Source organism: Mycolicibacterium aubagnense (genome assembly GCF_010730955.1).
Lineage (GTDB): Bacteria > Actinomycetota > Actinomycetes > Mycobacteriales > Mycobacteriaceae > Mycobacterium > Mycobacterium aubagnense.
Genome location: NZ_AP022577.1, coordinates 2324024 through 2335097 on the forward strand (window position 1 = coordinate 2324024; position 11074 = coordinate 2335097).

Below are 11074 nucleotides of genomic sequence, written 5' to 3' on the forward strand. Positions count from 1 at the left end.
TGACCGTCAATGAAAGTTGACCGCGCCAGACCGAACATGTCGGTAATCCCGGCCACGTGCGCGGCTCACGCCAGTCGTCGCACAGAAGCGGGCGCGCTATCGCCCGGCCATGCGCTCCAGGCGCGCGATCCGGTCCTCGATGGGCGGGTGGGTCGAGAAGAGCTTGCCGATCTTCTCGCCGGCCCGGAACGGGTTGGCGATCATCAGGTGGGCCTGGTCGGCCAGCTGCGGCTCAGGCGGCAGCGGCGCCTGCTGCACCCCGGCAGTGATCTTGCGCAGCGCGCTGGCCAGCGCCAGCGGGTCACCCGTCAGCTCGGCGCCCGACTGGTCGGCCTGGTACTCGCGCGACCGGGACACCGCGAGCCGGATGATGGTCGCGGCCAACGGGCCGACGATCGAAAGAACCAGCAGAACAAAGGGATTGGGCCGATCGTCACGGTCGCCGCCGAACATGCCGATGAAGTACGCCACGTTGACCAACGCGGTCACCACCGACGCCATGGCGCCCGCGACGCAGGAGATCAGGATGTCGCGGTTGTAGACGTGCGACAGCTCATGCCCCAGCACCGCGCGCAGTTCGCGCTCGCTGAGAAGGTTCAGGATGCCCGTGGTGCAGCACACGGCGGCATTCCGGGGATTGCGCCCCGTGGCGAACGCATTAGGGGCGGCGGTGTCGCTGATGTACAGCTGCGGCATCGGCTGGCGCGCCGTGGTGGCCAACTCGCGGACGATCCGGTACATCGCGGGCGCCTGCATCTCGCTCACCGGCTGCGCGTGCATGGCCCGCAACGCCATCTTGGCGCTGTTGAAGTAGACGTAGGCGTTCATGCCGATGGCGAACAGCACCGCGAGGTACATGATGTTCTTGCCGAACAACGAGCCGATCAGCACGATGAGCGTCGAGAAGCCCACGAGCAGCGCGAACGTCTTCACGGTGTTCGCGTGGGGATTCCACGTCATCGGCTACCTCCTCCAAGCGCAGTCAGTGCTCAGCACAGTCCAACTCACTGCAAATCAACGCTCGGCGGACAGCACCTGGTTCCGCGGTATCCCGATCGGCGGTCAGCCGTGGCGGTCCGCGGTGTACTCGACCAGGTTGCGCAGGGCCAGCCGGCCCGGCAGGTCAGGGAGATTGTCCAGCTCGGCGCGAGCGTCAGCGGCGAACCGGTGAACGGTGCGCTTGGCCTCGGCCATGCCCTCCGACGCCCGCAGCAACCCCAGTGCCTCGGCGAGGTCGCCGTCGTTGTCGATGGGTGTGGCCAGCAGCTCGCGCAGCCGGTCGCCGTCGGACCCGGAGCCGCGCAGTGCATACAGCACCGGCAGGGTGTGCACGCCTTCGCGCAGGTCGGTGCCCGGCACCTTGCCCGACTCGTCAGGATCGCTGTCGATGTCGATGATGTCGTCGGAAATCTGGAAGACCGTGCCGACGATGCCGCCGAGCCGGCTGAGTCGCTCGATCTGGTCTTCGCCGGCGCCCGAGAACGTCGCACCGAAGCGGCCGGACGCCGCGATCAGGCAGGCGGTCTTTTCGTACACGACCTTCAGGTAGTGCTCGACGGGGTCGGCGCCTTCGACGGCGCCGCGGGTCTCACGCATCTGGCCCGTCACGAGCTGGGCGAACGTATCGGCGATGACGCGGACCGCGTCCGGTCCCAGCCGGGACACCAGGCGCGAGGCGGTGGCAAACAGGTAGTCACCGGCCAGGATCGCGATGTTGTTCCCCCAGCGCGCGTTGGCGCTGTCCGCGCCGCGCCGCACCTGGGCCTCGTCCATGACGTCGTCGTGATACAGCGTCGCCAGGTGTACCAGCTCGATGACGGCGCCGGCGATCGCGACGTCGTTGTTGTCGGGATCGGGTCCCAGCGACGCCGACAGCACGGTGAAAAGCGGACGGAACCGCTTGCCGCCGGCCTGGAAGAGGTGCTGGACGGCCTCGGCCATCAGCTCGTCGGCTTTGCCCAGCTCGGTCGACATGAGGTCTTCGATACGCGCCACCGCGTCACGAACCTGCGCGGCGAAGGCGGCGTCACCAAAGTCCACGCCCGCGACCACTGTCGCTGGTGTCTTCATGGGTCCAACATACTGGGCGGCATGGTCGTGCACGCAGATGTGGTCGTGGTCGGAGCCGGGCCGGCAGGTTCCGCTGCTGCCGCCTGGGCGGCGCGCCGTGGCCGCGACGTCTTGGTCATCGACTCCGCGCAGTTCCCCCGGGACAAGGCCTGCGGCGATGGCCTGACCCCGCGGGCCATCGCCGAACTGCGCGGGCTGGGGCTCGGCGAGTGGCTCGAGGGCCGCGTCAGCCATCACGGTCTGCGGCTCGCCGGGTTCGGCGCGCAGCGCGAGGTGCGCTGGCCGGGGCCGTCATTCCCGGCCACCAGCAGCGCGGTGCCCCGCACCGAGCTCGACGACCGGATTCGTCAGGTCGCCGCCGACTCCGGCGCGAAGATGCTGCTGGGCGTCAAGGCCGTCGGGGTCGAGCACGACGCCACCGGCCGGGTGTGCACGCTGACGCTCGACGACGGGCAAGCGGTGAGCTGCAGCGAACTCATCGTGGCCGACGGCGCCCGCTCGACGCTGGGCCGGGCGCTTGGCCGCGAGTGGCATCAGGAGACCGTGTACGGGGTGGCGATCCGCGCGTACCTCGAGACGCCGCGGCACGCCGAGCCGTGGATCACGTCGCACCTGGAGCTGCGCTCACCCGAAGGCATCCGGGGCGAGCGAAGCGACGGGAAAGGCGCCATCCTGCCGGGCTACGGCTGGATTTTCCCGCTGGGCAACGGGGACGTGAACATCGGTGTGGGTGCGCTGGCCACCGAGAAGCGGCCGGCCGATGCCGCGCTGCGCCCGCTGCTCGCCCACTACACGAACCTGCGCCGCGACGAGTGGGGCTTCGAGGGTCAGCCGCGGCTGGCCAAGTCGGCCCTACTGCCGATGGGCGGCGCGGTGTCCGGGGTGGCGGGACCGAACTGGATGCTGATCGGCGACGCGGCCGCGTGCGTCAACCCGCTCAATGGCGAAGGCATCGACTACGGCCTGGAGACCGGACGGCTGGCCGCGGACCTCCTGGGTTCGGGTGACCTGAGCCTGGCGTGGCCGGCGGTGCTGCAGGAGCACTACGCCGCGGGGTTTTCGGTGGCCCGCCGACTGGCAATCCTGTTGACCCTGCCGAAGTTCCTGCCTTTGACGGGGCCGGTTGCGATGCGGTCGCAGTATCTGATGACGGTCGCGGTCCGGGCCATGGGCAACCTGGTGACCGAAGAGGACACCGACATGATCGCCCGCATCTGGCGCCGCGCGGGCCGGGGCTCGCGCCGGCTGGATCAGCGCAAGCCGTTCAGCTGAGCGACCGCGCGAAACCGACGATGTCGCGGACGGTGGTGGCGAACACGTCCGGCATGGCACCGGCGAGCAGGATGTCACCGGCGTGGCAGGTGCCGGCAACGATCCGGCCGGCGACGCTGACGCCGGCCGCCGCCAGCCGCCGGTAGTAGATCAGGCCCTCGTCGCGCAGCGGATCGAGTTCGTTGACCGAAATGATATGCGGCGGAAGGCCTTCCAGCTCCAGATCGGTGGCCTCCGCGGCCCAGCAGGTGCCGTCCTGCGCGTGCTCCTGGTCCGGGTCGTAGACCGAACCGAGCAACGCCAGCTGCAGGCGGCTGATGAAGTACTGGTCGTTCTCGCGCAGCGACGGCAACTCGTCGGTGTCCTCCAGCCACCGGTTGGAGATGTAGGGGCACTGGGCGTAGACGCCGGCGATCTCGCCGATCCAGCCTTCCCGCTTGGCTTTCAGCGCGACCGTCAGGGTCAGGTTGCCCCCGCCGGACTCCCCCGCCACGATCAGGTGGCTGATGTCGAGCTCGTCCTTGTGCGCTGCGGTCCACCGGACGCCGGCCACGCAGTCGTTCAACCCGGCCGGGAACGGGTGCGGGCCGAGCGCACCGCCCGAGTTGCGGAACTCGACGCCGATGACGACGAGGCCTGCGGCCGCGAGGTTTTCGCGCAGCCGGACGTACTGGATGTCGGCGGCGCTGCAGATCGCCATGCCGCCGCCGTGCAGGTGCACGAGGCCCGGCAATGGCCCGTCGGCGTCGGTGGGCCGGCTGATGAACAGCGTGATGTCGTTACCGTCGACGCCCGTGATGGTGGTGGTCGTGGTGGTGACGCCCGCGGCGGCGGGTGCCTGCTCGCCGAACATCTTGAGTACGGCGCCGGTCCCCTGCTCGGCGAATGCCACGAATTCCAGGCGCTGCGGCAGCGGGGCGTCGACCGTCAGGTCGACTTCCGGTAGCCGGCCGTCCATCCCGAAGGCGGCGAGCGCCTTGACCATGCGCGGGTCAGCGCGCGGATCGGTGCCGATGGTGCAGTCAGGGTCAGCGAGGCGTCCGTAAGGCATGGCCCCATTTTGGTGCCGAACGCGAACGTGGTCGCGACTTTTGCGAAAAGTCGCGACCACGTTCACCGGAAGCGGAACGTTACCGGTATTCGCAGAGGTAGGCGGTCTCGACCTCGACGCGCACGCCGAACTTGCTGTCGGCCGGCACGGTGAATTTCGTTCCGGCGGCGAAGGTCTCCCACTCGTCGCTGCCGGGCAGCTTGACGGTCAGGGCGCCGGACACCACGCGCATGATCTCCAGGCTGGAGGTGCCGAATTCGTATTCGCCGACAGCCATGACACCGACGGTCGCCGGCCCTTCCGGTGCGGTGAATGCGACTGACGTCACGGCACCATCGAAGTACTCATTGACCTTGAACAACTGCGGCTCCTCGAACTCAGGTGAGCGGTCAGGATATCGGGGGCCTACTGCACCACGTATTTGTGGACCCCGAGGATCGCATTCTCGTCCGCGGGTTCGGTTGCACATTCGTGCAGCGCCGCACGCACCGCGTCGGTGTCCATGCCGGTGCCGATGCACACCAGCTGGGTGCCCGTCCCGCGACGTTTCTGCAGCCGCAGCGAACCACCCACCAGCTGCAACAGGTACCGGTGTCCGGCTCCGAAATCGACGAAACCCTTTGCGCGATAAAGACCAACAGGTCGGTCCCGCAGCAGCGCCAGCAGCCGGCGCGGATTCAGCACGTCGTCGGTGGTGTACTCGACGGTCTGGTAGACGGGATGTTCGTGATCGTGGTCGTCATGCAGCAACTCGTCGAACGACAGCTGGGCCCGCGGGGCGCGCTGCGGGACGTCGATGAGCAGCGTCGGGTCGATCCGCGCGAAATCGGTGGGCTGCACCGGAACTCGCGGGTTCTGGGCGCGGATGCGGGCCACCACGTCCTCGACGTCGGTGGCGTCGCCGGCCCAGTTCAGCACGACGAGGTCGGCAACGGGCAGGCCGTGCCCGAACTCCGGCTCGCATCCGTTGACCACCAGCACCAGGCCGGCGTAGTGGAAGTCCTGCGAGTCGGCGGTCATGATGGTCCGCGCCACGGCGGGCGGCTCGGCGACCCCGCTGGCCTCCACCACGATCAAATCCAGGGCCGGGCGCACCGCTGCCAGCTTGCCCAGCATCTCGGCGACCTCACCGTCCTCGGCGACACAGCAGATGCAGCCGTTGGTCAGCGACGCCATCGCATCGACCTGACCGGCGACCAACATCGCGTCGATATTGACCGCTCCGAAGTCGTTGACCAGCACCCCGATTCGCACCCCGCGGCCATTGCGCAGTAGGTGGTTCAGCAGTGTGGTCTTGCCCGCGCCGAGAAAGCCGGCGACGGCGAGGACGGGAACGCTCACGGCTTGACAGCGGCGTGCAGCGCGACGATCCCCCCGGTCAAGTTGCGCCACCGCACCTGCGACCAGCCGGCGGCCTCGATCTGGCGGGCCAGATCGTCTTGATCGGGCCAGGCCCGGATCGACTCGGCGAGGTAGACGTACGCCTCGGGGTTGGACGACACCGCGGTGGCCATCGTCGGGAGCGCCTTCATCAGGTACTCCTTGTAGGCCGTGGCGAACAGGCGGTTGGTGGGCGTGGAGAACTCGCATACCACCAGGCGGCCGCCCGGCCGGGTCACGCGGGCCATCTCGCGCAGGCCGGCGCTGAAGTCGACGACGTTGCGCAGCCCGAAGCTGATGGTCACCGCGTCGAACACGCCGTCGTCGAACGGCAGTTTGGTGGCATCGCCGGCCACCTTTGGCACATCCCGGGACGCGCCGGCGGCCAGCATGCCGACCGAGAAGTCGCAGGCCACGCACCACGCGCCTGACGTCGCGAGCTCGACGGTGGACACCGCGGTCCCGGCCGCCAGGTCCAAGACCTTGTCACCCGGGCCGATGCCCAGCGCCGCGCGCGTCTGCCGCCGCCAGAATCGGTCCTGCCCCATCGACAGCACGGTGTTGGTGATGTCGTAGCGGCGGGCGACGCCGTCGAACATCGACGCCACCTCGTGCGGATTCTTCTCCAATGACGCGCGGCTCACAGATATGACGCTACCGGCCTCGGGAATGCAACGACGACCATGGGAGCTGTAAGCCGCATGGGTGCAAAGGTCTGGTTCATCACGGGGACATCGCGCGGCTTCGGCCGGGAGTGGACGATCGCGGCGCTGAAGCGCGGCGACAAGGTGGCAGCGACGGCGCGGGACGTGTCGACGCTCGACGAGCTGGTGGCCGAGTACAGCGACGCGCTGCTGCCGATCGCGCTCGACGTCACCGACCGCGACGCCGACTTCGCCGCGGTGAAAACCGCACACGAGCACTTCGGCCGGCTGGACGTCGTCGTCAACAACGCGGGCTACGGCCAGTTCGGCTTCATCGAGGAGCTGTCCGAGGCCGAGGCCCGGGACCAGATCGAAACCAACGTCTTCGGCGCGCTGTGGATCACGCAAGCGGCCCTGCCGTACCTGCGCGAGCAGGGCAGCGGCCACATCATCCAGGTGTCGTCGATCGGTGGCATCAGCGCGTTCGCGGGACTGGGTGCCTACCACGCGTCCAAGTGGGCGCTGGAGGGTTTCTCGCAGTCGCTGGCCGCCGAGGTGGAGCGGTTCGGGATCCACGTCACGCTGATCGAGCCGGGCGGCTTCTCCACCGATTGGGGCGGCGCGTCGGCCCAGCGGACCACGGAGCTGCCGGAGTACGACGGACTACGCGCCGACGTCGCGCGCTGGCGCGGCGAGCGCAACGCCGTACCGGGCAACCCGGAGGCGTCGGCTGCCGCGGTGCTCAAGGTGGTCGATGCCGAGAAGCCGCCACTGCGAGTGTTTTTCGGTAGCGCACCACTGCAGATCGCGAAGGCCGACTATGAAAATCGGTTGCGCACCTGGGAAGAGTGGCAGCCGGTGTCCGAGCTCGCCCAGGGCTGATGGAAGGAACCGGGATGGCGGGATTGAAGTTCGTCCGACGGGGCGATGGGTTGACCTATGAGTTCGCCGAAGACGGCGTGGCACATGGGTTTCCGTCGTTCAAACGAGTCGACCTGGATGTCTGGTGCCGGCGACTGCCGCACTTCGGGTGGGTGGTGTGCACGGAGTCAGGTGCGGTATCGAGTCGCCCGTTCGACCACGCGGGGTTCGGCTACCTGCCGCCCGCGGGTGCGTGGGTGAGTCGCAATGACGACCGCTCGTACGTTTACGACCTCGTGCATGATGAGTCCTGAACCGGCTCAGGCAGTTTTGAAGACGAAGTTGTGGTCCAGAGCGACGTGGTCGAGATCCCGGTGCATACAGACAATGCCCGTCATGGGAGCCCGGAAGAATTCCCCATTGCGCAGTACCGCAAGCCCCGGTCGGTGATGGCTCTGCTCAAGGTCGGACGTGACTGGTCCTTCAATCACGAACGGTGATAACGGTTTTGCCGGGGCGGTGTAGGCCACGGCCGCTTTCGAAGGCGGCTGGTCCGTCGGCCAGCGGGTAGGTACCGGCGATCACGACGTGCAACTCTCCCGCGTCGACCAGTTCGGCGAGACGCGCCAGCTGCTGCCGGTCGGGCACGACGATGAAGAACATGGCCTCGATCTGGAAGGCCTCTGCGCGGCTCTGAGACGGGGGCGCCGACAACGTAACCAGCCGCCCTCCGGGGCGGATCACCTCGAAGGATCGCTCCAGCGTCGACCCGCCGATGGTGTCGATGACGACGTCGTAGACGGCGTCGGGGCCGTCGAACGGCTCGACGCGCGTGTCGATGATGCGGGTCGCACCGAAGCCCGCGGCCCTGTCGCGAGCTTCGTCGCTGCGCACAGTAGTGGTGACATCGGCGCCCAGCGCGACGGCCAGCTGCACCACGAAGGCCCCGACGCCGCCGGCCCCGCCGTGTACGAGGACCTGTTCCCCGGGCTGCACGCGGGCGTGGTCGACCAGTGCCTGCCACCCGGTGAGTCCGGCGAGCGGCAGGGCCGCCGAGACGGTGTGCGGGACGGACCGGGGCCGCGACGCCAGGTCCGAGGCAGGCACCGCCACGTAGTCGGCGGCGGCCCCGTCACGATCGAACGGGATCAGGCCGTACACCTCGTCGCCCACTGCGAAGTCGGTGACTCCGTCGGCGACCGCGGCGACCACCCCCGACGCCTCGTGCGACGGGATGACGGGCGTGCGGTCGACGCCGTCGCGTTCCCAAGTTTCGTCCCACGTGAGCTCGTCGAAGGTGATGGCAGCGGCGTGCACCGCGACCAGCACCTCGCCGGGAGCAGGCGTCGGGACCGGTGCCTGCTCGACGACAAGGACCTCGGGGCCGCCGCGGTGGTGTGCGCGCATCGCCGTCATAGTGGCGGGTACAGCCATGGTGGTCATCTCAGAAACCCCTTGCGCTCGAACCACTTCAGCACCACGTCGGCCACGTCACGCCACCCTGCGTCGATGGTCAGGGAGTGCCCGCGACCCTCGAACTCGTGGAACTCGGTGTCCGACCGTCCTTTCGCATACATCATGTAGACCTGCTTGGTGACTTTCAATGGCACCGTGTGGTCTTCGGTGCCCGAGGTCAGCAACAGCGGACCGCGCTCGGCCGATCGGGGCCGGGTTACCCAGCGCCGGGTCGATCGCCACCGCGGCCGCGACGTGGCCGCCGGCAAGCCCCCGCGAGTGTGCGTGTCTGCGCACGGCACGCCGCTGAATGCGTACACATTCGTCACCTTCACCGGCAGCGAGCGAGACGTTTGTGCACACCAAATACGGCGTGTCGCAGGCAAACACGCACGCTCGCGGGAGAGAAGTACTACGCCGCGAGGGCGCGGCGCTCGCCGAGCACGGCGGCGTAGTGGCCCAGCAGCTGGTCGCACACGGCGGGCCAGGTGCGGCCCAGTACGCTGCGGCGGGCGGCCACCGAGTAGCGGGGCCGTTCGGCCAGCAGGTGATCGACGGCGGCCGGGAGGGACGCCTCGAAATCCGGTACCGGCAAGAGCAATCCGGTATGCATCGGCGTCACCAGATCACGCGGGCCACCGGCGTCCGGGGCGATCACCGGCAGACCCGACGCCATGGCCTCCTGCACCGCCTGGCAGAACGTCTCGTGTTCGCCCGGGTGCACGAAAACGTCCATGCTGGCGTAGGCCGTGGCCAGCTCCGGACCGTACAGCGCACCGGTGAAAACCGCCGTCGGCAGCAGCTTTTCGAGCTTGACGCGGTCGATGCCGTCGCCGACCACCACGATCTGCAGATCGTTCCGCCCGGCCAGCGCGGCCAGGCGCTCGACGTGCTTCTCGGGAGCCAACCGACCCACGAAGCCCACCACGGGTTTGCCGTCGGGTGACCACTGCACCCGCAGCGCGGCGCTGCGGGCCGACGGCGCGAAGCCTGTCACGTCGACGCCGCGACCCCACTTGTAAACGCGCGGAATACGATGGGCAACAAGGTCTTCCATCGTCGCGCTGGACGGCGCGAGAGTCCGGTCGGCCCGTGAGTGCAGATGCCGGTTCCACGCCCACGCCGCGCTCGTCATCATGCCGACGCCGTAGCTCTGGGCGAATCCGGCGATGTCGGTCTGGAACACCGCGACGGTCGGGATGCCGAGGAAGCGCGCGGCCTGCAGGCCGCCGTAGCCGAGCAGCGCGGGTGAGGCCAGGTGAACCACGTCAGGACGAAAATCGCGGAGTACCCGCACCATTCGCGGCCGCGGTACACCCAGCGGCAACGACGTCACCTTGGGGAACATGCGGGACGGGATGCGGTGCACCGGAACATCCCCGTGGGCGGCGGCAGCGGGCGCTTCGCCACGCGGGGTGTCCGGCGCAATCACCAGTGCTTCATGGCCATTCCGGTGGAGATGCTCGAGCACCCGGAGCACCGAATTGGTGACGCCGTTGACATTCGGGAGAAAGGACTCCGCCACGATCGCAACTCGCACACCTGCAGGCTGGCAGCGCAGCCTGACCGTCAGGTTGCCGACAGGGGTACGCGACGCGAAGACCGGCACAACTCGGGTACCCCCGGTATCGTCTGTCGCACCGGGGTGAGAAAGGGGGCCGCATGCGTCTACCTCGGTTTATCGCGGCCCTGGCCATCCTCCTGGCGCTCACGGGCTGCGGCCGCACCGTCACCGGATCGGCACTGCGCGACCCGAATCTGCCGGGCATCGCCCTCACCTCGGACGGCTTCGGGATCATCGCGGGCCGGCCCGACGCCCCAGCGCAGATCGAGATCTACACCGAGCCGCAGTGCACCCACTGCGCGCATCTGCAGGAGACCGACGGCGCCGAGATGAAAAGCCTGATCACCCTCGGGCTGCTGACCGTCACGTACCGCCCGGTGACCTTCCTGGACACCGGAGACGGCTACTCGGCCAAGGTCGCGGGCGCGATGTTCCTGGCCGCGACGCACGGCACGTCGGCCCCGGCACTACAGGCGTACGTCGCGACGCTCTGGGGCCACCAGAACCCCGGCGGTTCGGCGCCGTCGGACGAACAGCTCGCGGGCTGGGCCGCCGACAGCGGCGTCAGCGGCGAGGCCGTGGCCGCCATCCGGTCAGGTGAACATGCCGTCGACACCGACGCCATGACGCAGACCAACGAAGCCCGGCTGCAGGACATCCGCCAGGGAGAAGCGGGCACACCCACGGTGTACGACCTCACCACCAATGCCCTGGTCGACATCCAGGAGGACGGGTGGCTGAGCAAGCTGACCGGCGGCCGGCAGACCACCTGATCCG

Annotated in this window: 13 protein-coding genes; 4 read left to right on the plus strand and 9 right to left on the minus strand. The window is 68.7% G+C overall.

Going from position 1 to position 11074, the window contains the following annotated elements:
• Nucleotides 1-96 precede the first annotated feature (96 nt).
• Both htpX and grcC1 read right to left on the minus strand, forming a co-directional pair.
• Nucleotides 97-960 carry a zinc metalloprotease HtpX gene (gene htpX, locus G6N59_RS11500; protein ID WP_138232387.1) on the minus strand — a complete coding sequence of 288 codons (864 nt, stop codon included), beginning with the start codon at nucleotides 958-960 and terminating at the stop codon, nucleotides 97-99.
• 102 nt (nucleotides 961-1062) lie between these two features.
• The gene (gene grcC1 / locus G6N59_RS11505) at nucleotides 1063-2070 is read right to left on the minus strand and encodes a nonaprenyl/(2E,6E)-farnesyl/geranylgeranyl diphosphat synthase (RefSeq protein ID WP_163911245.1); all 1008 of its coding nucleotides are present in this window, start codon (nucleotides 2068-2070) and stop codon (nucleotides 1063-1065) included.
• 21 nt (nucleotides 2071-2091) lie between these two features.
• Between grcC1 and menJ the strand changes: the two genes are divergently transcribed.
• On the plus strand, nucleotides 2092-3342 hold the full coding sequence (menJ, locus tag G6N59_RS11510; protein ID WP_138232388.1) for a menaquinone reductase MenJ: 1251 nt from the start codon (nucleotides 2092-2094) through the stop codon (nucleotides 3340-3342).
• On the opposite strand, the gene G6N59_RS11515 is transcribed toward menJ, so the two are convergent.
• The 4 genes from G6N59_RS11515 to G6N59_RS11530 form a co-directional block, all read right to left on the minus strand.
• Nucleotides 3335-4393 (minus strand): alpha/beta hydrolase, encoded by a 1059-nt coding sequence (locus G6N59_RS11515; RefSeq protein ID WP_138232389.1) that lies wholly within the window; start codon nucleotides 4391-4393, stop codon nucleotides 3335-3337. The two genes, menJ and G6N59_RS11515, sit on opposite strands and share 8 nt — an antisense overlap.
• 79 nt (nucleotides 4394-4472) lie before the next feature.
• Complete coding sequence (gene ppnP / locus G6N59_RS11520) at nucleotides 4473-4754, minus strand: pyrimidine/purine nucleoside phosphorylase (protein ID WP_138232390.1); 282 nt, start codon at nucleotides 4752-4754, stop codon at nucleotides 4473-4475.
• A gap of 44 nt (nucleotides 4755-4798) precedes the next feature.
• Nucleotides 4799-5734 (minus strand): CobW family GTP-binding protein, encoded by a 936-nt coding sequence (locus G6N59_RS11525; protein ID WP_138232391.1) that lies wholly within the window; start codon nucleotides 5732-5734, stop codon nucleotides 4799-4801.
• Entirely contained in the window at nucleotides 5731-6417 is a 687-nt protein-coding gene (locus G6N59_RS11530; protein WP_138232392.1) for a demethylmenaquinone methyltransferase, read from the minus strand. The genes G6N59_RS11525 and G6N59_RS11530 overlap by 4 nt, the downstream gene beginning before the upstream one ends.
• 57 nt (nucleotides 6418-6474) lie before the next feature.
• Here G6N59_RS11530 and G6N59_RS11535 point away from each other — a divergent pair, with 57 nt between their 5' ends.
• Nucleotides 6475-7299 carry an SDR family oxidoreductase gene (locus tag G6N59_RS11535; protein WP_138232393.1) on the plus strand — a complete coding sequence of 275 codons (825 nt, stop codon included), beginning with the start codon at nucleotides 6475-6477 and terminating at the stop codon, nucleotides 7297-7299.
• 14 nt (nucleotides 7300-7313) lie between these two features.
• Nucleotides 7314-7592: a hypothetical protein gene (locus tag G6N59_RS11540; RefSeq protein WP_138232394.1), complete on the plus strand. Its 279-nt coding sequence runs from the start codon at nucleotides 7314-7316 to the stop codon at nucleotides 7590-7592.
• Nucleotides 7593-7761: 169 nt separating this feature from the next.
• Here the strand turns inward: G6N59_RS11540 and G6N59_RS11545 are convergent, their stop codons facing one another.
• From G6N59_RS11545 to G6N59_RS11555, 3 genes are all read right to left on the minus strand, one after another.
• Nucleotides 7762-8694 (minus strand): NADP-dependent oxidoreductase, encoded by a 933-nt coding sequence (locus G6N59_RS11545; protein ID WP_138232521.1) that lies wholly within the window; start codon nucleotides 8692-8694, stop codon nucleotides 7762-7764.
• A gap of 23 nt (nucleotides 8695-8717) precedes the next feature.
• On the minus strand, nucleotides 8718-9053 hold the full coding sequence (locus G6N59_RS11550) for an alpha/beta hydrolase (protein WP_138232395.1): 336 nt from the start codon (nucleotides 9051-9053) through the stop codon (nucleotides 8718-8720).
• Nucleotides 9054-9145: 92 nt separating this feature from the next.
• Nucleotides 9146-10273, minus strand: a complete 1128-nt coding sequence (locus tag G6N59_RS11555) for a glycosyltransferase family 4 protein (protein ID WP_138232396.1) — start codon at nucleotides 10271-10273, stop codon at nucleotides 9146-9148.
• Between the two features lie 122 nt (nucleotides 10274-10395).
• Between G6N59_RS11555 and G6N59_RS11560 the strand changes: the two genes are divergently transcribed.
• The gene (locus tag G6N59_RS11560) at nucleotides 10396-11070 is read left to right on the plus strand and encodes a DsbA family protein (RefSeq protein ID WP_138232397.1); all 675 of its coding nucleotides are present in this window, start codon (nucleotides 10396-10398) and stop codon (nucleotides 11068-11070) included.
• The last annotated feature ends 4 nt before the right edge of the window (nucleotides 11071-11074 follow it).